The following is a 24,222-nucleotide window of genomic DNA, read 5'->3' on the forward strand; positions in this document are numbered from 1 at the left end:
CCCTTAGTTGAGGGTGCGTGGATCTTTGGCCGAGATCCCGAGCCGTTTCATTTTCGACAGCAAGGTGGTGCGCTTCATGCCGAGGCGCTGGGCCGCGCCCCGCTCGCCGGCAACGATGCCATTGCACGCCTTCAGCGCCCGGATGATGCTGACCCGCTCATCTTCCCCCTGTGCCTCGTCACCCTGCGGCAAGGCGGGCAGCGGCTCGCGGAACAGCTCCCGGGCCGGCTCGTCATAGACCAGGGTCTCTATCTTGTGAAAGCCCTTGAGGGGCAGCAGCTCGTCCGGCGAGAGGTTGAGCACGTGGCCGCGGGTCATCACCACCGCCCGCTCGATGATGTTCTCCAGCTCACGGATGTTGCCGTACCAGGGGAGCGACACCAGCATCTTCATGGCATCGGCCGGGATGGAGGTGATGGTGCGGCGCATCCGCTTGGCGATCTTCTTGATGAAGAAGTTGACCAAGAGCGGAATATCCTCGCGCCGCTCGCGCAGGGGCGGCAGCTCGATGGGAAAGACGTTCAGGCGGTAATAGAGGTCGCTTCTAAAGCGCTTGTTCTTGACCATGGAGAGCAGATCGCAGTTGGTGGCTGCCACCAGCCGCACATCGATGGCAATGGGGTTGCTGTTGCCCACCCGCTCCAGCTCATGCTCCTGCAAGACCCGCAACAGTTTGGGCTGCAGATCGAGCGGCATGTCCCCCACCTCGTCGAGGAACAGGGTGCCCTTGTGGGCCCGCTCGAAGCGGCCGATGCGCTGGGTCAGCGCCCCGGTGAAGGCCCCCTTCTCGTGGCCGAACAGATCGCTCTCGATGAGGCCGGTAGGAATGGCGGCGCAGTTCACCTTGACCATCTCGTGATCGTGGCGGGCACTCAGGGCGTGAATGGCCTGGGCGATCAGCTCCTTGCCGGTGCCGGTCTCCCCCAGAATGAGCACGGTGCAGTCGCTCTGGGCCACCAGCTTCACCTTCTCCAGCACCTTCTCCATCACGGCGCTCTGGTAGATGATGTTGGCAAAGTCCCCCTGCGGCGCGGGTCCGTCGACCCGAAGGGTCTTCTCCCTGGCGCCGGTGGTGTTGGAGATCTCCTGCTGCGCCTGCACGTTGTTCATGGCAATCGCCGTGCGCGCCGCCACTTGTTCGAGCAGCGAGATATCGAGATCGGCGAAAAAATCCGCCTCGGGGTGAGAGAGGATCAACACCCCCAGCAGATTGCCCCGATAGCGCAGCGGCAGGATGCAGGAGCTGTCGGCGTCAGGGGGCAGGATCTGGGAGGTGAAGCGGCAGCTCGACTGGCAGCCGTGACCCTGCTCGCGATAGAGGAAGAAGGGCTCGCTGTGGCCGAGCGCCCCCTGCAGACAGTTCTTCTCAAAACACGAATGGTTGATGATGCCAGGCTGTTCACGCTGCTGCTGATTGACCAGGTAGCTCTTGAAGCTGTCGGAGGTGGCGTTGTACTCGGCCAGGCACAGGCTGCTGATGCCAACGTGGTGGTGCAGTATGGTGAACAGGCTCTGGGGCAGCTCGGCGATGCGCACTAACTTAATCACCGCGTTGGTCACGTCCACCAGGATCTTGCAGCTGTCGCGCTCAAGGCGCAGGGAGTTGGCCTGCTCCAGGGTGCGCTCCTTGTCCAGCACGTTCTCCAGCGCAATGGCGACGATGGCCGCCAGCTGGGTCAGCTTGGCCAGGGTCTCCATCGGGAAGGCGTTGGCCTCGCGGCTGATGAACTCTACCCCGCCCAGGTGGCTGCGGGCGGTGGTGATGGGCAGCTGGCAGTAGGAGTGCAAGCCGTCGTAGACAGGAATGCTCGCCAGCTGTTCGCAGCGGTGGCGAAAGCGGCTTGCCGGCAGCACGATGGCCTGCTCGCGGGAAAAATGGAGATCGGCCTTGCGGCAGATGAGGTGAGCCGGCCCCTGCTCCCCCAGGTAGTAGAAGACCGCCTCCTCCCCCGTCCCCAGGTTGAGGATGAGGTTGACCCGATCCACCTGGCGAAAGCAGGGCTGGATCCGGTTCAGCTTCTTGATGAAGTCGTCCAGGGTGACGGCAGAGAGCAGGTTCTTGGAGAGGGAGAGAAAGCCGTCATCCCAGATGGGTGAGATGTCGGTCAACGGAATGGCACTCACATTCAGCATTCAGGCCTCGCATTACATCTAGATGGGTACCCTTGCCGGCCAATTGCAGCACGGCAACAACGGTAAACAATGCATCAGCCATCACAGTCAGATGTTATAATTAATTTTTAAAAACTTAACGCTTAATTATAAAAACTAACATGCAGCGAAATAGCATCGCGCAGATTATCGCAGGATGGCTGGCATAATAAGTTAGCCCCATTCCCATTACAACCAAGCCGGCCCTCGCACATATTACAGCTCCGTCAGCGGATATTTCCCGCCGCGCCCAAATATGGCGTCACTATCGCCGTCATTCGCCGCATATCGCCGCCAACTGGCCCATCCTCTGCCCCTGTTGCCGCTGTCGCAGGCTCATGAGGAGAGCAGCCGGTAGTTGTGCAGCTTCAGTCCGCCGAAGATGAAGGCGGCCGAAAAGAGCTGAAGCCCCAGCAATAACCCACTGATATTGTCAGCTATTTCTACCGACACCACCCGATGGGTGAGGTAGACCCCGAGCCCCAGCACGCCCGCCAGCAGGCCGTTGACCAGGGTGGTGGAGAGAAAGGCGATGAGCCAGGCCGCCTGCACGCTCAATGCCGCCAGCACGGCGCTCATGGCGATGCGCGCGGCGATAAAACAGCCGAAGAAGGCAAACCCCAGCAGAAATATCAATTCGTCGTGCCATAGAAAACACCCAATCCCTAACAACATCACCAGCAAATAAGCGGAGACATAAAAGATCCCGAACGAAAGATTTAATTCATTTTTCATGATGGACACCTGCCAGCTGAAAAAAGGATGAGCGGATCCGGGCCCTGTATACAGAGCCTGGATCCACTTTATTAACGACGATTACCCTTTGGCGGCGCTGCGCAATTTCGCCTTGAGCGCGCTGTATTCAGTCTGGACGTACACTTCCGCCCCGGGCTGATCCTCGATACGCTCAATTTTCACTGCGCAGTACTTGTACTCCGGCGTGTAGGAGACGGGGTCCACGTGCTCGATGGTGAGCTCGTTACAGGCCCCGATCCACCACTGGTAGGTCATGTAGACCACCCCGGCGTTGACCCGCTCGTTGTAGTTGGCCCGAGTGATCACCTTGCCACGACGCGACGAGATCCAGACCAGCGCCTGATCCTTCACCCCGAGCTTCTTGGCATCGCTCGGGTGGATCTGCACATAGCCAGGCTCATCGGCCAGGGTCTGCAGCGCCGAGCAGTTGCCGGTCATGGAGCGGCAGGAGTAGTGACCTACCTCGCGCACGGTGGAGAGCACCAGCGGGTACTCGGCACAGGGCTGCTCCAGCGGCGGCCGCCACTCGGAGGCAATCAGCTGGCCCTTGCCGCTCGGGGTGGTAAACACATTCCCCTCGAACAGGGTGCTGGTGCCCGGGTGATCCTCGGTCGGACAGGGCCACTGCACGCTCTTGAGATCGGCCATCTTGTCATAGCTGACCCCGGCGTAGAGCGGGCAGAGTCCGCGCAGCTCGTCCCAGATCTGTTGGGTATCGCGATACTCCATGGGATACCCCATGGCGGTCGCCATCAGCGAGAAGATGGCCCAGTCCGGCTTCACGTTGTCCGGCGGCGTCACCGCCTTGTAGAAGCGCTGGAAGCCGCGATCCGCCGAGCTGTAGACCCCCTCGTGCTCGCCCCAACTGGTGGCGGGCAGAATGACGTCGGCCATCTCGGCGGTCTGGGTCATGAAGATATCCTGCACGATCACCAGCTCCATCCCCGCCAGGGTACGGCGGAACTGACCGAGATCGGCCTCGGTCTGGGCCGGATCTTCCCCGAAGATGTAGAAGGCCTTGCACTTGCCCTCCTCCACCTTGTGACCAAGCTCCGTCAGCCGATAACCCGGTTTCTGGGAGAGCGCATCCACCCCCCACGCCTTGGCAAACTTGGCGCTGATGGCGGGATCGCTCACCGACTGATAGCCCGGGAACTGGTGCGGCAGCATCCCCATGTCGCAGGTGCCCTGCACGTTGTTCTGCCCGCGTACCGGCCCGCAGCCGGTGCCACGGCGACCGAAGTTGCCGGTCAAAAGCGCAATACCCGCGAGCCCCTTGACCACGTCCACCGCCTGACCGTACTGGGTCACCCCCATGCCCCACAGGATCATGGAAGCAGGCGATGCGGCATAGGTGCGAATGGCGGCGCGGATATCGGCGGCCTTGAGGCCGGTGATCCCCTCCACGTATTCCGGGGTGTACTTGGCCACCGTGGCCTTGAAGGTGTCGAACCCTTCGGTGTAGTTGGCGACGAACTCCTTGTTGTAGAGCCCTTCATCGATCAACACGTTGGCGAAGGCGTTGACCAGCGCCATGTTGGAACCGTTTTTGAGCGGCAGCCACTGATCGGCGATGCGGGCGGTCTCCACCATACGCGGATCACACACAATCACCTTGGCCCCGTTTGCCTTCGCCTTGAGGATATGGCGGGCGACGATGGGGTGAGAGTCAGCAGCGTTGTAACCAAACACCAGCAGGCACTTGGTCTCTTGAATTTCGGGAATGGCGTTGCTCATGGCGCCGTTGCCTACAGTTGTCTCCAGACCGGAGACTGAGGGTGCGTGTCACACCCTCGCGCAGTGATCGACGTTGTTCGTCCCAATCACCGCACGGGCAAATTTCTGCATCACATAGTTGGCTTCATTGCCAGGGCCACGGGCAGAGCCGGTGGTCATGATGGCGTCCGGGCCATATTTCGCCTTGATGGCCGAGAGACGGCTACTGGCGAACTCGATCGCTTCGTCCCAGGAGACGGCTTCGAGCTTGCCACCGCGCTCGCGGCGGATCATCGGGCTCTTGAGACGGGGGGTCAGCAGGTTGGTGTCGTTCAAGAAATCCCAACCGTAATAGCCCTTGAGGCAGAGTTGCCCCTCGTTGGTCCGGCCGTTGGCGCCTTCGGCCCCCACCACCTTGTCGTTTTCAACCAGCAGGTTGATTTTGCAACCGGTGCCGCAATAAGGGCACACGGTAATGACTTTTTTCATGACTCACACTCTTGTTTGTTAACGATAAACGGCTCGGCAAGCCCGCTCACACCCGTGCTGGCATCGCCAGCAGGGCCTCGGCGCTGGCCAGCTGCTTCTGCCGGTTCAGGGTGTCAAGGTGGGCCGGCGTGACCAGCCGCAGCGCCTGGGTCGGGCACACTTCGACACAGGCCGGGCCCGCCTCGCGGTGCTGGCAGAGATCGCACTTGAGCGCCTGCGCCTTGGTCTGCGGCCGCTTGAAGAGCGAATCGGCCGTGGGGGCCACCTCTTTCACCACCACCGCCATGGCGCCGTAAGGACAGGCCACCACGCAGGACTTGCAGCCGATGCAGCGCGCCTGCAGCACCTTGACGCAACCATCCTCGGTGACAATGGCGTTGTTGGGGCAGGCCATGGCGCACGGCTTGTCTTCACACTGGCGGCAGAGCACCGGCGTGGTCACCTTGCTACCCACGATCACCTTCAGGCGCGGCTGAAAATGGCTGTCCTTGGAGACCAGATGTCCATCCTCGATGGCAAGATGCAGGCCGCCCTCCCGCTCAAGGGTCCCGCTGCAGGACCCTGACTGGTGTGAAACGGCGCAGGCCACCTCACAGGTACGACACCCAATACAGAGACTGGGATCTGCAATCACGAAGCTGTTCATAGAGAGGGATCCTAAATGGTTCGTTACACCCGACCGCCCTCACCCACCTGGCAGGCGACAACGCGGTCTGCCCCCACAAAGCATTTATCAGACCAACACGGGCAGATGGCCCGTCATAAAATCACAAGCATATGATAATAAAAGGGTAATCTGGATGACGAAGGCAGTATTAGCCGCTGGTGACGAGGGTGACGAAGGGGCCAGCTCCCTGCTCGACATGACAAAAGTGACGAGGTCGACACTGGCTGAGAAGCCTCTTCCCCATCGAGGAGCCGACCTGCCGACGACACATTGGTAGCATGGCAGTAACAGGGAGCAAGGCAGTGTTAGCAGGCCTAGAGAGAGCTGTACGGCGGCTAAAATGTTTAATTTTCCTATTTGAAAGGTATTAGTCAGAAAAAGAACAAAACTACCCTTTATTGACCCATTTGTTGAGCAAGATCCGGTTTCTATCGCCTCCCTCTTCAGTTTTTTACTCGACCAGATAAGATGACCCATATGGCAACCAGCTCTGCAATGAACATTTCCTCGCACGAACCTTTAAGCAGGGCATTTTTACATCGGAGTAAACATGGGGATTTATTTAAGGAAGAGCATTGCTGTTGGCCCTTTTCGTTTCAATCTATCAAAATCTGGGCTAGGTGTTTCTGCTGGTATTAAAGGCCTAAAAATTGGAACAGGCCCCAGGGGAAACTATGTCAGAATTGGCACGAAAAATATTTACTATCGTTCAACTATTGCTAGTTCTCCATCTGAAAGTGATCCAATTAAAGATAAAAGCCAGCAAGTTACAAGTAATCCCCATGCTCTCACTCACGAACCGCTAAAGGAAATTGATTCTGCACATGTCACACAGATCGTTGATTCATCTTCATCTGAGTTACTCAACGAGCTAAATGATAAGCGAAAAAATCTAGGATATGGCCAATCGTTTTCATTGCGTCCTTAGGGTCTACATATTTATTGAATGGCATGGATCTACCAGAGTGGATTGTACTTTCCACGTTAGTATTAGGTTTATTTTTCACTTGGGTATCTCATACACGAGATATGCTAACTAAGACCACTGTGTTGTTCTATGACTTTGAACCAGAAATGGAGACTACATATAACAAACTGTTCCAAGCAGCTGAACGCTTGGAGAAATGTAGAAAAGCTTGGCACATATCGGCCTCTGGCAAGGTCCTTGATAAAAAATACCATGCGGGTGCCAGCAATTTAGTAGACCGCAAAACAACAACAATTCAGATCTCTGAGCCGCCGTATTTACAAACGAATGTAAAAACTGTCTCACTTGCCGTTGGTCGTCAGACTTTGCATTTCTTTCCTGACCGAGTACTGATTTACGATGCTGCAGGGGTTGGGGCTGTAAGCTATCAAACACTCCTTGTGACGGTACGTGATAGACGGTTTATTGAAGATGAAACCGTTCCAAGCGATGCATTGATTGTTGATAAGACATGGAAATATGTAAATAAATCTGGTGGACCTGACCGCAGATTCAAAAACAATCATGAGCTACCAATTTGTTTATATCAAGAAATGACGTTTACCAGTTCTACAGGTCTTAATGAATTAGTTCAATTATCTAAACGTGGCCCTGCTGAGGACTTTAAAAATGCACTTTCTGCTCTAGCAACCAGCCTGCCAAAGGAAACATAAAAACATTAATTTTTGAGACCTATTGGTCACAGAGAATCGCTTTTTATCTATTAGCGCCGTAGTACCGCAGAGTGCATAATCGCAGCGCATTGCACCTCCTGCATTTTTAATTAGCGATGCAATTCACTTCGTTCATTGCACCCTACTTGCTGTCTCTTGATAAATAAAGACTCCATTGCAGCCTTACCCCCTCTCTTTTACTGCCAGAGCCCCTCTTTATTGGTCAGCATTTTATCGTTTATTTCTTAGCCAGCTTGATGCAAAACGCTGGCAAAAATGGATAGCCAGCTAAAACAATCACTTGCCAGGGTCTGGACGGGGTATTTCAATCAACGGCCAATTAATAATTTCGTTAGCCACCCCTTTTTGATTATTTATACCTGAGCATAAACCCACGACGGGTGTGTCATTATACCCTTAACGGCAGATGAACAGACTGTGTCCCATGATGAGCCTCTTTATATCCAGTTAGCTCCCTTTCCCATCGCAATCCATTAATGCGTTCCTGCGGCACCTGCCGCACGCCCGATAGACGGGGGCGGCCCGTGCTGGCCAATCGTCACCATCAAACTGACAGACAACTTCATGAACGGTAATCACAAACAAGCCCTGTCCGGCGTTACGCTGGCGGCGATCGGCGTGGTCTATGGCGACATCGGCACCAGCCCGCTCTATACCCTGCGCGAGTGCCTCTCCGGCCAGTTCGGTTTCGGGGTAGAGCCCGCCTCCATCCTGGGCTTTCTTTCACTGATCTTCTGGCTGCTGATCCTAGTGGTCTCGGTCAAGTACCTCTCCTTCGTGATGCGGGCCGACAACGCCGGCGAAGGGGGCATCCTCACCCTGATGTCGCTGGCCACCCGCAACACCCCGGCCAAGTGGACCCCCTTGCTGATCATCCTGGGGCTGATTGGCGGCAGCTTCTTCTATGGCGAAGTGGTGATCACCCCGGCCATGTCGGTGATGTCGGCCATCGAGGGCTTGAACATCGCCGCCCCCTCCCTCGACCCCTATATAGTGCCGCTCTCGGTGCTGGTGCTGACCCTGCTGTTCGCCATCCAGAAACACGGCACCGCCACCGTGGGCAAGCTGTTCGCCCCCATCATGCTCACCTGGTTCATCACCCTGGCGGTGCTGGGTCTGAACAGCATCTTCCAGCACCCCGAAGTGCTGGGGGCGCTCAACCCAATCTGGGCGCTGCGCTTCTTTGCCAAGTACCAGACCGCCTCCTTCTTTGCTCTCGGCGCCGTGGTGCTGGCCATCACAGGGGTGGAGGCGCTCTACGCCGACATGGGCCATTTTGGCAAGAGCCCGATCCGGCGCGCCTGGTTTATGGTGGTGTTGCCCTCTTTGGTGCTCAACTACTTCGGCCAGGGGGCGCTGCTGCTGGCCCATCCCGAAGCCATCACCAACCCCTTCTTCCTGCTCGCCCCGAAATGGGCACTGCTGCCATTGCTGCTGCTGGCGACCCTGGCCACGGTGATCGCCTCGCAGGCGGTGATCTCCGGGGTCTTCTCGCTCACCCGGCAGGCGGTGCGGCTCGGTTATCTCTCACCCATCCGCATCGTGCACACCTCCGAGCAGGAGTCCGGCCAGATCTATATTCCGGTCATCAACTGGATGCTCTATATCTCGGTGGTGATCGTCATCATGAGCTTCGAGCACTCCAGCAACCTGGCGGCGGCCTACGGCATCGCCGTCACTGGCACCATGGTGCTGACCTCCATCCTCTCCTGCTCGGTGGCTCGCCACAGCTGGCACTGGAACAAGTACCTGGTGGCCGCCCTGTTTATCGCGCTGCTGGCCATCGACGTGCCGCTGTTTGCCGCCAACCTCGCCAAGATCTTCTCCGGCGGCTGGTTGCCGCTCACCCTGGGCGCGGTGATGTTCACCGTGATGACCAGCTGGAAGAGCGAGCGCTTTCAGCTTATTCGCCGCCTCAACGAGCACGGCAACTCGCTGGAGCCGATGATCGCCTCGCTGGAAAAGTCCCCGCCGACCAGGGTGGCCGGCACGGCTGTCTATATGTCGCGGGTGGTCAACGTGATCCCACACGCGCTCCTGCACAACCTCAAGCACAACAAGGTGCTGCACGAGCGGATCATCCTGCTCACCCTGCGGGTGGAAGAGGTGCCCTACGTTCACAACGTGCGCCGGGTCTGCATCGAGCAGCTCTCCCCCACCTTCTGGCGGGTGGTGGCCAGCTACGGCTGGCGCGAGACCCCCAACGTGGAGGAGATCTTCCACCGCTGCAACGCCGAGGGGCTGAGCTGCCGGATGATGGAGACCTCCTTCTTCATGGCCCACGAGTCGCTGATCATGAAGGAGCGCCCCTGGTATCTCTACCTGCGCGGCAAGCTCTTTATGCTGCTGCAGCGCAACGCCCTGCGCGCGCCGGATCAGTTCGAGATCCCGCCCAACCGGGTCATCGAGCTGGGATCCCAGGTGGATATCTGATGGCGTGAGTTGCGCTAAAGAGAGAGGGAGGCATTGGCCTCCCTCTTCTTTTCCGTTAACCCCGATGGCCGCCCCTCATCCCCGGCCCTTCTCCCCCGAGGGGCGAAGGGAGCACACCACGGCGACCCCCACAGACATCCCACCGTAGAACATATTTTGATAGCGGTGCAATTCACTTCGTTCTTTGCACCCTACTCATGCTGAGTTTTCCAAGGTGACGAACCCTCCCGGCGGCTTCGTCACAAGTGACGAACGTCACGGTTCGACAGTGGGACAAGCCCTCGACACCCGTCGGTGCGGTTTTTAAAGTCATTTAAAAACAAGCGCTTACACTCATCCAGCCAGGCAAAACCAAGCTGGCCCGTATCTTGCCAACCTGCCCCTACTTTCTCCGTTCGCGACACGACAAGGTAGGCTATGAACCGCTTCGTTATCGCTGACCCCAAGCTTTGTATCGGCTGTGGCACCTGTATGGCGGCCTGCAGCGAGGTACACAAGGCGCAAGGTTTGCAACAAGCCCCCCGTTTAACCGTTATGCGACACGAGCAGGCGACCATGCCGGTTCAGTGCCGTCACTGTGACGATGCTCCCTGCAGCAAGGTGTGCCCGGTCGAGGCAATTCGCCAGACCGGCGATTGCGTGCAACTCAACGAATCGCTCTGCATCGGCTGCAACCTCTGCGCCGTGGCCTGCCCCTTTGGCGCCATCCAGAGCGGCGGCAGCCGTCCGGTGGCCATGGCCACCAGTTACGACACCTATATTCCCAGCTCCATCCGCTCCAGCAACCCCTCCACCTCTGCCGGCCTGCGCTGCTTTGGCGAGGATCTGCTGAGCTGGGAGCCGGGCGTGCGCAGCATCGCCGTCAAGTGCGACCTGTGCGAATTTCGCGCCGACGGCCCAGCCTGTGTCGATGCCTGCCCCTCCCAGGCATTGAAGCTGGTCAATGACGGCGACACCGAGCGCGCCGCCCGTATCCGTCGCCAGCAAGCGGCCGACACCAACCCGCAAGGGGCCTCTGCCTTCTCGGCGCCCGCCACGGCGCTCCCTGCATCCGATCTATCCACCACAGAGGGAGCGTGCTGATGTTGTCCCCCCTTGTTATGGCCGCGCTCCTGCTCTTTTTGCTGGGCGCCGCCGCCGGTTTGCTGCTGCAAAAACTGCCCGCACTGGCCAACCGCCTCAATAGCGGCTTTGCCCTGCTGGGCTCGCTCGCGGGCCTGGTCGCCGCCATCCAGATCTTTGCCCAAGGCGCTACCGTCGAAGGCCAGCTCTGGCTGCTGGGCTCGGTGCACCTCGATATGCTGGCCGCGCTGATGCTGCTGGTGATCAGCACGGTCGGCGTTGCCGTCGCGCTCTACTCCTTTGCCTATATCCGCGAATATCAGGGCAAGGGAGATGTGGCCATCGGCGCGCTGATGAACCTCTTCCTCTTTGCCATGGTGGGCATGGTGCTGGCCGACAACGCGCTCGGTTTCTTGCTCTGCTACGAGCTGGTGACCCTCACCACCTACTGGCTGGTCAAGACCAACCCGGAGGCCGCCAAACAGAGCCGGCTTTACTTGGTGATGAACCATATCGGCATGGCGCTGGTGCTGATCGCCTTCTGGCTGCTCTGCCGCGAAAGCGGCTCGCTGGAGTTCGCCGCGCTGCGCGAGCACCATCTGGCGGGGGGTTTGGCCTCGCTGGTGTTTCTGCTCAGCTTCTGCGGCTTTGGCCTGCGCGCCGGTTTCGTGCCGCTGCACGGCTGGTTGCCGGTGGCCGAGCCCGTTGCGCCGTCCCATATCTCGGCGCTGATGTCTGGCGTCATGGTCAAGCTGGGTCTCTTTGGCATCTTGCGGGTCAGCATCGATTTTCTCGGCGCCAGCCAGCTCTGGTGGGGCTATGTGGTGCTGATCTTCGGTGCCTGCTCGGCGGTGCTCGGGGTACTGTTTGCACTGGCCGAGCACGATCTCAAGCGGCTGCTCGCCTACCACACGGTGGAGAACATCGGCATCATCCTGATGGGAATGGGCATCGGCATGATCGGCATCGCCAACCAGCAACCGCCACTGGTGGTGCTGGGGCTGCTCGGCGCCCTCTATCACCTGCTCAACCACGCCATCTTCAAGAGCCTGCTCTTTATGGGCACCGGCTCGGTGATGTTCCGCCTGCACACCCGCGACATGGACAAGATGGGGGGCCTGGCCAAGCTGATGCCCTGGACTGCACTGGCGTTCCTCATAGGTGCCATGGCCATTTCGGCGCTGCCGCCGCTCAACGGCTTTGTCAGCGAGTGGTTTATCTATCAGTCGCTCCTTTCCATGACCAAACTCGGCACCTCCGTCGTTGCGCCGCTCGCGGTAGTGATGCTGGCGGTAACCGGCGCCATGGCGGTGATGTGTTTCGTCAAGGTGTACGGCATCTGCTTCTGCGGCGCCCCGCGCAGCGAGAAGGCGAGCCACGCCCGCGAAGTGCCGGGCGCCATGGTGGCAGGCACCCTGCTGCTGGCCGGTGTCTGTCTGGTGCTGGGTCTGGGCGCCCCCTGGATTGCCCCCCATATCGCCAGCTATGGCCAGGCACTCGTTGCCAGCCAGATGAGTGTCGCCACCGGCGCCACCCTGCTGCCACTCGACAGCTCACAAGCGATCCTCTCCCCGCCCGTTATCGCCATCACCTTGCTGGGTCTGTTCCTCATCCCGCTGCTGGTACTGGCCATCTTCAAGGGGCCCAAGCTCGGTCGTCGTCATGCTGGCACGCCATGGGCCTGCGGTTACGCCTATGAGGAGCGCATGAGCCTCACCTCTGGCGGTGTCACCCACACATTGCGCCAGCTCTGCGCGCCGCTCTATCGCAAGCAGCCGCAGCTCGATCTGGCCAGCGCCCTGCACGGGGTGAGCGATACCAGCGGGACAACCGGCTGGCTGCTGCACGCCATTGTTCTGGCGCTCTTTATCCTGATGGCTGTAGGAGTCTGATATGCCTGTTCTTGAAATGCCGAGCTGGGGCATGGTCGCCCTCGCCCTGACCCAGGCCATCGCCATGCTGGCGCTGGCGCCGCTCGCCACCGGTTTCAACCGGGTGCTGCGGGCCAAGATGCACTCCCGTCAGGGACCGGGCCTGCTGCAGGATTACCGTGATATCGCCAAGCTCCTGCGCCGCCAGGAGGTGACCCCTGAGCCTGCCGGCATCATCTTCAATCTGATCCCTGCGCTGCTCATTGCCGCCCTCTTGCTGGTGGGGATGGCGCTGCCGACCCTGACTCATGAGTCCCCCTTCCCCATCGCCGGGGATCTCATCACCGACATCTATCTGTTCGCCATCTTCCGCTTCTTCTTTTCGCTCTCGGGTCTCGACAGCGGCAGCATGTTTGCAGGGATCGGGGCCCGCCGCGAACTGACCCTCGGCATTCTGGTGGAGCCCATTCTGGTGCTCGCCTGCTTCATCATGGCGATGATGGTGGGCAGCTCGGATCTGGGCAATATCAGCAGCTATGTGGCGACCCAGCCACTGGCCGCGCCCATCGCCACCCTGCTGGCCGGTGCCGCCTGCGCCTTCGCGGTGTTTGTCGAGATGGGCAAGCTGCCCTTTGACTGCGCCGAAGCCGAGCAGGAGCTGCAAGAGGGGCCGCTCACCGAGTACTCCGGTGCGGGGCTGGCCCTGCTCAAGCTCAGCATGGGCCTCAAGCAGCTGGTGGTGGTGCAGCTCTTTCTGGTGATTTTCCTGCCCTTCGGCAAGGCGGCTAACTGGAGTCTGCCGGCACTCATCGGCGCGGCGCTGATCCTCGCCTGCAAGCTGCTGGTGGCCTTTTTGCTGGCTGGCATCATCGAAAACGCCATGGCCCGTACCCAGTTCGTGCGCACCCACAGGCTCACTCGCTATGGGTTGGGGCTGGCCCTGCTGGCGCTGCTCGCCTATCTGGTCGGGGTCTGAGTCATGCCCGCCAGCACAGCAACTTTTTCCGATTTCATCATTTGTGAATGCTCATTCCCGAACATTAAAGTGAGAACTGCATGACCATCGCCATTTCGGATCGCATCGGCTGCGACTACATCCAGCAGGTGCGAGCACAACTGCCCCACGCCATCGTCGACGAGGAGTGGCAAACCGCCGATCAGGCCACCATCACCGTCAAGCCCACCAGTCTGGTCGAGACCGCCAGCCTGATCTTCCATCAGCTGGGGGGCTGGCTTCCGCTCTCCTTTGCCAATGACGAGCGCAGCCTCAACGGCCACTTCGCCGTCTACCACGTCTTCTCCATGGAAGGTGACACCAAGTGCTGGATCACAGTCCGGGTGCTGGTGGATGCCGATACCCAGGAGTACCCCTCCATCACCCCGACCATTCCGGCGGCGGTGTGGGGCGAGCGGGAGATCCGCGACATGTACGGCCTGCGCGCCATCGGTCTGCCGGACGAACGCCGTCTGGTGTTGCCGGACGACTGGCCGGAGGATATCCACCCCCTGCGCAAGGACGCCATGGATTATCGCCAGCGCCCGATGCCCACCACCGACACCGAGACCTACCCCTTCGTCAATGAGCTCGGCAGTGATGCCAACCGCATCGTGCCGGTCGGCCCGCTGCACATCACCTCGGACGAACCGGGCCACTTTCGTCTGTTCGTCGACGGGGAAGACATCATCGATGCCGACTACCGCCTCTTCTATGTCCATCGCGGCATGGAGAAGCTGGCGGAAACCCGCATGGGCTACAACGAAGTGGCGTTTCTGACCGACCGGGTCTGCGGCATCTGCGGTTTTACCCACAGCGTCGCCTACACCACCTCGGTAGAGAACGCCATGGGTATTCCGGTGCCGGAGCGGGCCAAGATGATCCGTGCCGTGCTGCTGGAGGTGGAGCGCCTGCACAGCCATATCCTCAACATCGGCCTGTCGAGCCACTTCACCGGTTTCGACACCGGTTTCATGCAGTTCTTCCGGGTGCGGGAGAAATCCATGACCCTGGCCGAGCTGCTGACCGGCGCCCGCAAGACCTACGGCCTCAACCTGATTGGCGGGGTACGCCGCGACATCTTCAAGGAAGATCGCATCAAGGGTGCCCAGCTGGTGCGCGAGCTCCGTGATGAGCTCAAACCCCTGGTGGCCATGCTGCTGGATACCGCCAACATCTCTTCCCGCCTCATCGGTATCGGCAAGCTCGAGCCGCAGATTGCCCGCGATTTCAGCTGCGTCGGCCCCATGGTGCGGGCGAGCGGCTTCAAGCGCGACGTGCGCCGGGTCCACGACTTTGCCGGCTACCGCGAGCTGCCGATGGAGATCCAGACCAAGGCGGGTTGCGACGTGCAATCCCGGGTACTGGTACGGATCCACGAGCTCTACGACTCCCTCGACATGATTGAGTTTGGCCTGGAGCACCTGCCGGAAGGGCCACTGCTCACCGAAGGCTTCACCTACCAGCCGGGCAAGTTTGCGCTGGGCTTTACCGAAGCGCCGCGCGGCGAGAACGTCCACTGGAGCATGACCGGGGACAACCAGAAGCTGTTCCGCTGGCGCTGCCGCGCCGCCACCTACGCCAACTGGCCCGCCCTGCGCTACATGCTGCGCGGCAATACCGTGGCGGATGCGCCGCTCATCATCGGCAGTCTGGATCCCTGCTACTCCTGTACCGACCGGGTTACTCTGGTCGACCCCAAGAAGGGCAAGTCCACCGTGGTCTCCTACAAGGAGATCGAGCGCTACGGCATCGATCGCAAGCACTCTCCGCTGAAATAAGGGGTCATCATGATCAAGCTGTTCAAGACCATCCTCAAGGCTGGCACCCCGACCGCCAAGTACCCCTTCGCCCCTTATGAGGTGAACCGGGATTTTCGCGGCAAACCGAAATATCAGGCGGATCAGTGCATCGCCTGCGCCGCCTGCACCAAGGCCTGCCCGGCCAACGCGCTGGTGATGGAAGTGGACATGGAGACCGGCGAGCGCCGCTGGGAGATCTCCATGGCGCGCTGCATCTTCTGCGGCCGCTGCGAGGAGGTCTGCCCGACCCGCGCCATCGCGCTCTCACCCGAGTTCGAGCTGGCGGTGACCAACAAGGCAGATCTCTATGAGGAGGCCCGCTTCGCGCTGGCCTCCTGCACCCTGTGCGGCACCTACTTTGCCCCGAGCAAGCTGGTGGCGCTGGTGGAGGACACCCTCAAGCAGGCAGGCACACCGCTCGCTCGCGATGCCAAGCCGCTTGCGCCTCCAGAGCGGCTGCACCACTGCCCCGACTGCAAACGAAAACAGAGCATGCTGAGCCAGCCTGACTCGGCCCTGATCACACCGATAGCTGCACAAAAGGAGTTGATGTGATGAGCAAGATCAAAGGCATAGAACCGGTTGTCGGCCATGCCCATACCCGCGCCGTGCCGCTGGCACAGGATCCCGAGATCACCAAACTCAAGAAGACCCTGCTCAAGGACATTCGCCGCTCGGCCTATGTCTACCGGGTCGATTGCGGCGGCTGCAACGCCTGCGAGATCGAGATCTTCGCCACCATCACCCCGCTGTTCGATGCCGAGCGCTTCGGCATCAAGGTGGTCGCCTCCCCGCGCCACGCCGACATCCTGCTCTTTACCGGCGCGGTGACCCGGGCGATGCGGGTGCCGGCCCTGCGCGCCTACGAGGCGGCGCCCGATCCCAAGATCTGCATCGCCTACGGCGCCTGTGGCTGTGACGGTGGCATCTTCCACGACCTCTACTGCGTCTGGGGCGGCACCGACAAGATCGTGCCGGTGGATGTCTATATCCCCGGCTGCCCTCCGACACCGGCGGCTACCATCTACGGCTTTGCGGTGGCGCTCGGCCTGCTTGAGCAAAAACTCAAAGCCACCAGCCACGAGGTGCAACCGGGTGAGCGGGTCGAGCTGCGCCACACCGGCATCCCCAACGAAATTCGGGTGATGATCGAACGCGAGGCGCGCCGCATGGCCGGTTATCGTCAGGGGCGGATCATCGCCGACGAGTTTATGGCCCTGCTCGAAGGGGCGACCCAGCAGGATGTGGATCTGCGCATCCAGAGCTACCTCGATCAGCACGACGATCCGCGCCTGGCGGAGATCGTCAACAACCTCGCAAACGCCTGCCTCAACCGAGCGGCCGGCAAGGGAGAGGCGGTGCATGGCTGACGAGGTTTTCTTCTATCGCCTCTCGCGCAAGTTCGTCGACGAGCAGTTCGACGTGCCGGAAGAGGCCAGGGAGGTGATGTACTACAGCCTCGCCATCGGCCATCACCTCGGCATTGTCGATTGCCTGCGAGCAGACCTGGTCTGCTCGCTGACCGGTTATCGCGACTGGGTAGCCAAGCTGCCAGAGGGGAGCGAAGCGCGCCGCAAGATGGAGGGGTTTCTCACCTTTGGCGAGATCACCATCTATCGCGAGCACTGCCATATGCTGGCCTGCGCCTTCGACCGACTGCGCAAAGCCGACAATCTGCTCGATGAGCAGGAGCTGGGCTGGACCAATACCTTTATGGATCAGCTCACCGCCCTCTTTAACGACCCCCATATGTACCTGATGGTAAGGAGCCGCTGATGGGCTGCAATCTCGTGTTGACCGTGGGCAATGCCATGATGGGGGACGACGGTGCCGGCCCCTATCTCTCCGACAAGCTGCAAGCCGCCCCCCTGCCCGGCTGGATCCATATCGACGGCGGCATCGCGCCAGAAAATGTGGTCTACAAGGTGCGGGAGCTGCAACCGGAGCGGGTGGTGCTGGTGGATGCCGCCGAGATCGGCGAGAAGGCGGGAACCCTGCAGGTGATCCCCCCCGAGACCATCGCCGAGATGTTTATCTTCTCCACCCACAACATGCCGCTCAATTTCCTGATCGACGAGCTCAAGACCTTTGTCCCCGAGGTGATCTTTGTCGGGGTACAACCGGCCATCGTGGCGTTCTCCTTCCCGATGACCGAGATGGTGAGCGGGGCGATGGATTATCTATATCAGCATCTTGATGCCGCCAGTGACACTGGTCTGTTAATAGATAAACTGGATCAGTGGAATATTGCCAACGCCAGCCGGTGATTATTTAGCGAGTTGTTAACTGCCGTTATTGACCGACGGTTCCGGCAATGTGACCGAGGCCCGATGTTAAATTAAAAACATCGGGCTAATTGTGCTGAACTTGATATAAAACAAGGTTCTTTTATTTTTTCAAAAAATCGCTAACTCTCGCTTTTTTATGACAAAAAAAGCGTTGCCAGTCACAGAAATTTGCCACAAAATGGCGACCGTTACGGAAGTTGATGGGGTCTGGTGGCCTCCTCGGTCTTCAAAACCGATGTGAGCCGAGAAGGCTTTGGCAGGTTCGATTCCTGCCTCTTCCGCCAAATTTCATATATTGGATAGAAACCGTCAATTATGTTTCAGGCTGGTTGACGACTGTTTCACATATTGTTCTAACAAGGCGCCTGTCGCATTGCCAATATAATCTGAATGCGCTCCGACACCCTTATTTTTCTGCTCAAACATTAATTTATCCATTCGCCTTTTTAATTAATTCATGAATGGCTAAAAGCAGCAAATAAGCAGCGTCGCAGCGGCCTTCCTCCGGCAAGGCGGCGTGCATGTCACTCCCACGCACAGCCCGGGTCATCCCATGCCAACTCCGTCTGACGTATCCTCCCTCGCCCCCAGCGCCTCTTATGCTGCGACTCCAGCAAACCAGCGCCGCTTGCCACAAGTGGAACAGCTGCTGCAGCAACCCTTTCTCGCCGGTTTTATCGAGGCGCTGAGCCGCCCGCTGGTGACCCAGGCGGTGCGCGACACCCTGAGCGAACTGCGCCAGAGTGAGACGTTTCGCCAGCACGGAGTCACCGCTGAACGCCTTGAAGCGCTGATTGCCAAGCGCTGCCAGCAGCAACTGCGCCAGCGTCAGACCCGGGTAATCAACGCCACCGGCACCCTGGTGCATACAAATCTGGGGCGCTCGCCGTTAAGTGCCGATCTGTGGGACGAGGTGCGCGACCTCAACACCGGTTACAACAATCTGGAGCTGGATCTCGCCACCGGCAAGCGCGGCGGGCGCAAGGGGCTGATCGCCCCCCTGCTCCGTTGCCTCACCCAGGCCGAGGATTCGCTGGTGGTCAACAACAATGCCGCGTCGCTCTTTTTGCTGCTGCAGGAGGTGGCCAAGGGGCGCGAGGTGATCGTCTCGCGCGGCGAGCAGATCCAGATTGGCGGCGGCTTTCGCATTCCCGACATTCTGGCGCTCTCCGGCGCCAAGCTGGTGGAGGTGGGCACCACCAATATCACCACAGCCCGGGATTACCTGGATGCCATCACGGAGCAGACCGCGCTGGTGCTGATGGTTCACAGATCCAATTTCGCCATTCGCGGCTTTACCGAATCCCCCGATATCGGCGAGGTGGCCCGCGCCCTGCCCGAGCACGTGGTGCTGGCGGTGGATCAGGGCTCCGGCTTGACCACCGAGGAGTTTGCGCCGGATGAAACCTCGGTGCGCCAGTACATCAAGGCAGGGGCGGATCTGGTCTGCTACTCAGGCGACAAGCTCTTGGGCGGCCCGCAATCGGGCATCATCAGCGGCCGCAGCGACCTTATCAAGCGGCTGGAAAAACACCCCATGATGCGCACCTTCCGCCCGAGCCGCATCGTCTACTCCCTGCTCGAACGGCTGCTCATCCACAAGCTCAACAAATCTCCCGTCGGCGAGGGCATCGCCCAGCAAGTCTTAAGCAACCCGGCCGCCATGCAGGCAAGAGCAGACCAGCTGATGGCCGCCCTTCCCGGCTGCTTTGTGCCGGTTCCCGCCCAACTGGTGGTGGGCGGCGGCACCTTGCCGGACGAGTTCTATCCGGCGCCTGCGCTGGAGTGCACCGACCCGCGTCCGGCCCAGCAGCTGCTAGACGCTCTGCGCGAACTGCCGGTGCCGGTCATCGCCACCGTGCGCCAGCAGAAGGTGCTGCTCAATATGGCCACCCTGCTGCCGGCGGAGATGGCGCTGTTGATCGCCCAACTCAAGGAGTTGCTGCTGCCCACCCCGTTCAATGCAACAAATGCGACCGAGGAGCCCTGATCCCATGACCCCCTATCGCGCCGTTATCGGTCTTGCCGGCCACGTGGATCACGGCAAGACCCTGCTGATCAAGGCGCTCACCGGCATCACCACGGCCCGCGCCCATGAGCAGGCCATCGGCATGACCCAGGATCTCGGCTTTGCCCACTTTGACGACGGTCAGGGCAACACCATAGGCGTCATCGACGTGCCCGGCCACGAGCGCTATATCCGCAACATGGTGGCGGGGCTCTGGAGTCTGGATCTGGTGCTGCTGGTCATCGCCGCCGACGAGGGGTGGATGCCGATGACCGGCGATCACCTGCGCCTGCTCAGGGCGATGGGGGTGCCGCGTCTCTTGGTCTGCATCAACAAGTGCGATCTGGTCTCCCCCGACGAGCTTTTACTGCTTGAAGAGAGCCTGCTGGAGCGGGTGATGGACGAGAGCGGCATGGTGCCCGACATCGTCAGCGTCAGCGCCAAAACCGGCGCCAATATGGCTGCCCTGCACGCCGCCATCGTGCGCCAGCTGGGGGATATGGCCGAGCATCATGCCCCCCGCGAACAGGCCGCCCCGCGCCTCTATGTAGACCGGGTCTTTACCGCCAACGGCACCGGTACCGTGCTCACCGGCACCCTGCAGCAGGGCAGCCTCAAGGTGGGGGACAAGCTGCGCCTCTACCCCGCCGATCGGGAGGTGCAGGTGCGCTCCCTGCAGGCCTATCACCAGAGCGTCGACGAGATCGGCGCCGTCTGCCGGGTGGCGGTGGGACTTAAAAAAGTGCCCCACAAGGAGGTGACCCGCGGTCACTGCCTCACCAGCGCAGCTGGCCAGTGCGAGGCAGCGACTCATCTGATCGTGCGGCTAAATGAGGTCGGCGACAGCATCCGGGAGCAGCGCAACCGAGAAGTGGAAGTGGCCCTCGGCAGCTGGCATGGCCGGGCCCGTTTCGTGCCCATCAAGGATACCCGGCTGGCGCGGCTGATCTTTACCAGCCCCATCCCCTGCTTCTTCGGCCAGCCGCTCGCCATCATTCGCCACGGCAGCAGCGAACTGCTGCACGGCGCCCGCATCGTCTGGTGCGGCGACATCCACCCCGCCAGACGCAAGGCGCTGCACGCCCTGCTGGGCGAGCTGCCTGATGACTTGGAGCGCTACAACCCGGCCACCCTGCAACTGGGGCTCAACGGCTATGTGCTGGCCAGCCGCTTTGACTCGCGGCCAGAGCAGGTCACCCCCCTCGCTGACTGGCTGCTGGATAGCTGCTGGCTGGCCCAGAGCCGCGACCAGCTGCTGGCCACGCTGACCAGCGAACCGCTCAGCACCGCCGAGCTCGCAACCCGCTTTGGCATCGCCCTGCCGGTCATTCAAGCCCTGCTCCAGCAGCTCAAGAGCGAGCAGCTCATTCGCCTGCACCATGACAAGTGGCAACCGGGCAGCGGCGAGTCGGAAGACGATCTGGGGGAAGAGGCGCTGCTGGTGCTCAAGGTGGTGCGAGATCAAGGCAAGGAGGGGTACGAGCCCGGTAAACTGGGCCCCGGCGGTGTGGAGCTGGATCCCTTTATCACCCGCAAGCTGCCCGCAGCCCTGCAACAGGGCTTGCTGCGCAATGGTTTACAAAAAAACTGCGCGTTGCAAAAGCAGCTGCGCAACCTGGCGCGACTCAAGTATCTGGTGCAGCTCGATGGCCCCATCTATTACGACGCCGCCCTTTACAACCAGATGGTCGCCACCGTGCTGGCGGGCCAGCAGGTGGGAGATCTGATCGACATGGCATCCTTCAAGGAGATCACCGGTTTGTCGCGCAAATACGCCATTCCGTTCTGCCTGCGCATGGAGATGGATGGCTGGGTGCGGCGCGAGGAGAACGAGCGCCGGGTGCTGCGCTTGCCGCAGACTCAAGATGAGATGGAACTGGCATGAGCGCCACCATTGCCCCCTCTGTCTCTGCCAATCCGGTGGCCAACCGGCTGCGCCGCGAATTTCATATCGACGGTATAGTGCAGGGGGTCGGCTTTCGCCCCTTCGTCTATGGACTGGCGCTGCGCCACAGCCTTGCCGGTTATGTGTTGAACGATGCCAACGGCGTCACCATTGGCGCCGAAGGATCGCCTGAGCAGCTCACAGCCTTTGCCCGCGAACTGCGGGAACTGGCGCCGCCCTTAAGCCGTATCGATCATTTCAGCGAGCGGGAGCTGCCCCTTGCTCATGATCCCGACTTTGATGGCCAATTTCATGGCCAGTTTCGAATTAAAGCGAGCCAGCAGCAGAGCACGGCCACGGTCGCCATCTCGCCGGATCAGGGGATGTGCGAGGCGTGCGCCCGGGACGTGGCCAATCCCAACGATCGCCACCACCACTACCCCTTTACCAACTGCACCCACTGCGGCCCGCGCTACACCATCATCCGCCGCCTCCCCTACGACAGACCCCACACCGCCATGGCAGGCTTTGCCATGTGCCCGCGCTGCGCGGCGGCCTATGAAAACCCGCTGGACAGACGCTACCACGCCCAGCCGGTGAGCTGCCCCGCATGCGGGCCCCATCTCAGCTGGCGCTCCGGCCGCGGCGATGCGCTGGCCGAGCGCGAGGATGCGCTGCACACCGCCGCCCGCGCCCTGCAAGCGGGGGCGCTGATTGCGGTCAAGGGGATGGGGGGTTATCACCTGATATGTGATGCCCGCAATGAACAGAGTGTTGCCAGATTGCGAACGCTCAAGCGGCGCGCGCGCAAGCCGCTGGCGGTGATGATGGGCTCCCTTGCCGAGGCCAAATTGCATGTCACCGGCAGCGAAGACGAGTGGCAACTGCTCACCTCTCAGGCCAGACCCATCACCTTGCTGCGCAAGCGCATTAACGATGATCGGCACTCAGAATCCAGACAGTCAGCCGCGCAACTGGCCGAGGGGATCGCCCCCGGCATTCCCTACCTTGGCATCATGCTCCCCTATACCCCGCTCCATCAGCTGCTGCTGGACGCCTGCGCCATGCCGCTGGTGGCCACCAGCGCCAATGGTCGCGGCAGCCCGATCCTGATCGAGTGCGAGGCTGTGGTCAGGGAACTCGGCAGCGAGATTGACGGCATCCTGGATCACAACCGCCCAATCCTGCACCCGTGCGACGACAGTCTGGTGCAGTGGGCGGGCGGGCGACGCCAGACGTTGCGGCTGGCCCGAGGCTATGCCCCCTGCACCCCCAGCTTGCAAGAGGCGGTCAGGGGGCCGCTCCTGGCGGTCGGGGCGCAGCAGAAGAACCAGCTGGCACTGGCCTTCGGCCGCCAGCGCATCTACAGCCCCTATATCGGCGATCTGCACAGCCTGCCGATGCAGGAGCACTTCGAGCAGACCCTGGCCACCTTTCGCGATCTCTACGATCTCAAGCCAGAACTGCTGGTCTCGGATCGCCACCCCGGTTATCTCAGCCATCAGTGGGCCAAAAACTATTGCCGCGATCAGGGGGCAACCCATCTCGAGGTGCAGCACCATCACGCCCACCTGCTGGGGGTGATGGCCGAGCACAACATCACGGGCCCGGTGCTGGGTGTTGCCTTCGATGGCACCGGCCTTGGCGATGACGGCACCCTCTGGGGCGGCGAGCTGCTGATGGCAGACGTTCAGGGATTTGAGCGGGTTGCCCACCTTGCCCCCTTCAAGCTGATCGGCGGCGAAGCGGCCATCCGCGAGCCGGTACGCCAGCTGCTGGGGCTGCTGTTTGAATCGCACAGCCCTGAGCAGATCAGTGCCCTCGATATTCCGTTGATCAAGCAACTGCCCCTTAAGCGGATCAGCAACCTGCACCAGCTCTGGCATCTCGGTCGCAACGCCCCTTACACCAGCTCCATCGGTCGGCTGTTCGATGCGGTGGCGGCGCTCTTGGGAGTGATTGACACCCCCGATTACGAGGGCGAAGCGGGGCTATTGCTGGAGGCGGCTGCCTTGCAGCTGGCCCCCGATGAACAGCCCTTCCCCCTCGCCTTTGATCTCAGCCAATCAGCAGAGGGGCCGCTGCAGATCGAGTGGGCCGAGCTCATCAATACCCTTGTCAACGAGCGGCGCCAAGGCACCGCCATCGCCAGCCTGGCCGCCGGTTTTATCCGTGCCATCAGCAATCTGGTGGTTGCCCTTGCCGAGCGTTTCCCCGGCTATCCGGTGGCGCTCGGGGGCGGCGTTTTTCAAAACCGGGTGCTGATGGACCAGCTGGTGCCCGCTCTCGAAACCGCCGGCCGGCAGGTATTGACCAGCGAAACCCTGCCGCTCAATGACGGTGGCATCGCCGCCGGTCAGCTCTGGTTTGCCATCCACCATCTTGCCACGCACCAGCCTGTCACATCCGGTTGTGTCACCTTGTCGGAGTCCTGAAAT

18 protein-coding genes and 1 tRNA gene are annotated in these 24,222 nt (G+C 60.7%); 15 read left to right on the forward strand and 4 right to left on the reverse strand.

All coding sequences use genetic code 11. From position 1 onward, the window contains the following. Positions 1 to 3: 3 nt before the first annotated feature. The 4 genes from OKB87_RS02385 to OKB87_RS02400 form a co-directional block, all read right to left on the reverse strand. Positions 4 to 2,133, reverse strand: a complete 2,130-nt coding sequence (locus tag OKB87_RS02385) for a sigma 54-interacting transcriptional regulator (protein WP_270826326.1) — start codon at positions 2,131 to 2,133, stop codon at positions 4 to 6. Positions 2,134 to 2,487: 354 nt separating this feature from the next. Further along, entirely contained in the window at positions 2,488 to 2,886 is a 399-nt protein-coding gene (locus OKB87_RS02390; RefSeq protein WP_257684884.1) for a hypothetical protein, read from the reverse strand. An 81-nt stretch (positions 2,887 to 2,967) separates the two neighbouring features. Then, entirely contained in the window at positions 2,968 to 5,112 is a 2,145-nt protein-coding gene (fdhF, locus tag OKB87_RS02395) for a formate dehydrogenase subunit alpha (RefSeq protein WP_270826328.1), read from the reverse strand. Positions 5,113 to 5,158: 46 nt separating this feature from the next. After that, positions 5,159 to 5,758 (reverse strand): 4Fe-4S binding protein, encoded by a 600-nt coding sequence (locus OKB87_RS02400; RefSeq protein ID WP_005301859.1) that lies wholly within the window; start codon positions 5,756 to 5,758, stop codon positions 5,159 to 5,161. 571 nt (positions 5,759 to 6,329) lie between these two features. Between OKB87_RS02400 and OKB87_RS02405 the strand changes: the two genes are divergently transcribed. From OKB87_RS02405 to hypF, 15 genes are all read left to right on the forward strand, one after another. Further along, on the forward strand, positions 6,330 to 6,707 hold the full coding sequence (locus OKB87_RS02405) for a DUF4236 domain-containing protein (RefSeq protein ID WP_270826329.1): 378 nt from the start codon (positions 6,330 to 6,332) through the stop codon (positions 6,705 to 6,707). 23 nt (positions 6,708 to 6,730) lie between these two features. Then, positions 6,731 to 7,420: a hypothetical protein gene (locus OKB87_RS02410; protein ID WP_236766793.1), complete on the forward strand. Its 690-nt coding sequence runs from the start codon at positions 6,731 to 6,733 to the stop codon at positions 7,418 to 7,420. A 585-nt stretch (positions 7,421 to 8,005) separates the two neighbouring features. Continuing rightward, positions 8,006 to 9,874 carry a low affinity potassium transporter Kup gene (gene kup, locus OKB87_RS02415; protein WP_029302845.1) on the forward strand — a complete coding sequence of 623 codons (1,869 nt, stop codon included), beginning with the start codon at positions 8,006 to 8,008 and terminating at the stop codon, positions 9,872 to 9,874. A gap of 417 nt (positions 9,875 to 10,291) precedes the next feature. Continuing rightward, the gene (locus OKB87_RS02420; protein WP_130632216.1) at positions 10,292 to 10,957 is read left to right on the forward strand and encodes a 4Fe-4S dicluster domain-containing protein; all 666 of its coding nucleotides are present in this window, start codon (positions 10,292 to 10,294) and stop codon (positions 10,955 to 10,957) included. Next, positions 10,957 to 12,828: a hydrogenase 4 subunit B gene (gene hyfB / locus OKB87_RS02425; protein ID WP_270826330.1), complete on the forward strand. Its 1,872-nt coding sequence runs from the start codon at positions 10,957 to 10,959 to the stop codon at positions 12,826 to 12,828. The genes OKB87_RS02420 and hyfB overlap by 1 nt, the downstream gene beginning before the upstream one ends. A gap of 1 nt (position 12,829) precedes the next feature. After that, a complete protein-coding gene (locus OKB87_RS02430) occupies positions 12,830 to 13,783 on the forward strand; it encodes a respiratory chain complex I subunit 1 family protein (RefSeq protein ID WP_270826331.1) in 954 nt (317 codons plus the stop codon). 80 nt (positions 13,784 to 13,863) lie between these two features. Next, positions 13,864 to 15,582: a hydrogenase large subunit gene (locus OKB87_RS02435; protein ID WP_270826332.1), complete on the forward strand. Its 1,719-nt coding sequence runs from the start codon at positions 13,864 to 13,866 to the stop codon at positions 15,580 to 15,582. Positions 15,583 to 15,591: 9 nt separating this feature from the next. Continuing rightward, positions 15,592 to 16,158, forward strand: a complete 567-nt coding sequence (locus tag OKB87_RS02440; RefSeq protein ID WP_270826333.1) for a formate hydrogenlyase complex iron-sulfur subunit — start codon at positions 15,592 to 15,594, stop codon at positions 16,156 to 16,158. Next, entirely contained in the window at positions 16,158 to 16,973 is an 816-nt protein-coding gene (locus OKB87_RS02445; RefSeq protein ID WP_005301886.1) for an NADH-quinone oxidoreductase subunit B family protein, read from the forward strand. Before OKB87_RS02440 ends, OKB87_RS02445 begins: the two co-directional genes overlap by 1 nt. Beyond that, positions 16,966 to 17,379, forward strand: a complete 414-nt coding sequence (locus tag OKB87_RS02450) for a formate hydrogenlyase maturation HycH family protein (protein WP_005351509.1) — start codon at positions 16,966 to 16,968, stop codon at positions 17,377 to 17,379. Before OKB87_RS02445 ends, OKB87_RS02450 begins: the two co-directional genes overlap by 8 nt. Then, positions 17,379 to 17,870: a hydrogenase maturation peptidase HycI gene (gene hycI / locus OKB87_RS02455; protein ID WP_270826334.1), complete on the forward strand. Its 492-nt coding sequence runs from the start codon at positions 17,379 to 17,381 to the stop codon at positions 17,868 to 17,870. Before OKB87_RS02450 ends, hycI begins: the two co-directional genes overlap by 1 nt. A gap of 213 nt (positions 17,871 to 18,083) precedes the next feature. After that, positions 18,084 to 18,175: transfer RNA gene (locus OKB87_RS02460), tRNA-Sec, on the forward strand. A gap of 269 nt (positions 18,176 to 18,444) precedes the next feature. Beyond that, complete coding sequence (gene selA, locus OKB87_RS02465; RefSeq protein ID WP_270826336.1) at positions 18,445 to 19,881, forward strand: L-seryl-tRNA(Sec) selenium transferase; 1,437 nt, start codon at positions 18,445 to 18,447, stop codon at positions 19,879 to 19,881. A 4-nt stretch (positions 19,882 to 19,885) separates the two neighbouring features. After that, positions 19,886 to 21,784: a selenocysteine-specific translation elongation factor gene (selB, locus tag OKB87_RS02470; protein WP_270826338.1), complete on the forward strand. Its 1,899-nt coding sequence runs from the start codon at positions 19,886 to 19,888 to the stop codon at positions 21,782 to 21,784. Beyond that, positions 21,781 to 24,219: a carbamoyltransferase HypF gene (gene hypF / locus OKB87_RS02475; protein WP_270826339.1), complete on the forward strand. Its 2,439-nt coding sequence runs from the start codon at positions 21,781 to 21,783 to the stop codon at positions 24,217 to 24,219. Before selB ends, hypF begins: the two co-directional genes overlap by 4 nt. Positions 24,220 to 24,222: the final 3 nt, after the last annotated feature.

This window comes from Aeromonas sp. Y318-1, from assembly GCF_027706125.1.
Taxonomy (GTDB): Bacteria; Pseudomonadota; Gammaproteobacteria; order Enterobacterales; family Aeromonadaceae; genus Aeromonas; species Aeromonas hydrophila.

Coding starts and splice junctions, on each gene's coding strand:
- OKB87_RS02385 (WP_270826326.1), bottom strand. CDS start 2,133: ATGCTGAATGTGAGTGCCATTCCGTTGACCGACATCTCACCCATCTGG.
- OKB87_RS02390 (WP_257684884.1), bottom strand. CDS start 2,886: ATGAAAAATGAATTAAATCTTTCGTTCGGGATCTTTTATGTCTCCGCT.
- OKB87_RS02400 (WP_005301859.1), bottom strand. CDS start 5,758: ATGAACAGCTTCGTGATTGCAGATCCCAGTCTCTGTATTGGGTGTCGT.
- OKB87_RS02405 (WP_270826329.1), top strand. CDS start 6,330: ATGGGGATTTATTTAAGGAAGAGCATTGCTGTTGGCCCTTTTCGTTTC.
- OKB87_RS02410 (WP_236766793.1), top strand. CDS start 6,731: ATGGATCTACCAGAGTGGATTGTACTTTCCACGTTAGTATTAGGTTTA.
- kup (WP_029302845.1), top strand. CDS start 8,006: ATGAACGGTAATCACAAACAAGCCCTGTCCGGCGTTACGCTGGCGGCG.
- OKB87_RS02420 (WP_130632216.1), top strand. CDS start 10,292: ATGAACCGCTTCGTTATCGCTGACCCCAAGCTTTGTATCGGCTGTGGC.
- hyfB (WP_270826330.1), top strand. CDS start 10,957: ATGTTGTCCCCCCTTGTTATGGCCGCGCTCCTGCTCTTTTTGCTGGGC.
- OKB87_RS02430 (WP_270826331.1), top strand. CDS start 12,830: ATGCCTGTTCTTGAAATGCCGAGCTGGGGCATGGTCGCCCTCGCCCTG.
- OKB87_RS02435 (WP_270826332.1), top strand. CDS start 13,864: ATGACCATCGCCATTTCGGATCGCATCGGCTGCGACTACATCCAGCAG.
- OKB87_RS02440 (WP_270826333.1), top strand. CDS start 15,592: ATGATCAAGCTGTTCAAGACCATCCTCAAGGCTGGCACCCCGACCGCC.
- OKB87_RS02445 (WP_005301886.1), top strand. CDS start 16,158: ATGAGCAAGATCAAAGGCATAGAACCGGTTGTCGGCCATGCCCATACC.
- OKB87_RS02450 (WP_005351509.1), top strand. CDS start 16,966: ATGGCTGACGAGGTTTTCTTCTATCGCCTCTCGCGCAAGTTCGTCGAC.
- hycI (WP_270826334.1), top strand. CDS start 17,379: ATGGGCTGCAATCTCGTGTTGACCGTGGGCAATGCCATGATGGGGGAC.
- selA (WP_270826336.1), top strand. CDS start 18,445: ATGCCAACTCCGTCTGACGTATCCTCCCTCGCCCCCAGCGCCTCTTAT.
- selB (WP_270826338.1), top strand. CDS start 19,886: ATGACCCCCTATCGCGCCGTTATCGGTCTTGCCGGCCACGTGGATCAC.
- hypF (WP_270826339.1), top strand. CDS start 21,781: ATGAGCGCCACCATTGCCCCCTCTGTCTCTGCCAATCCGGTGGCCAAC.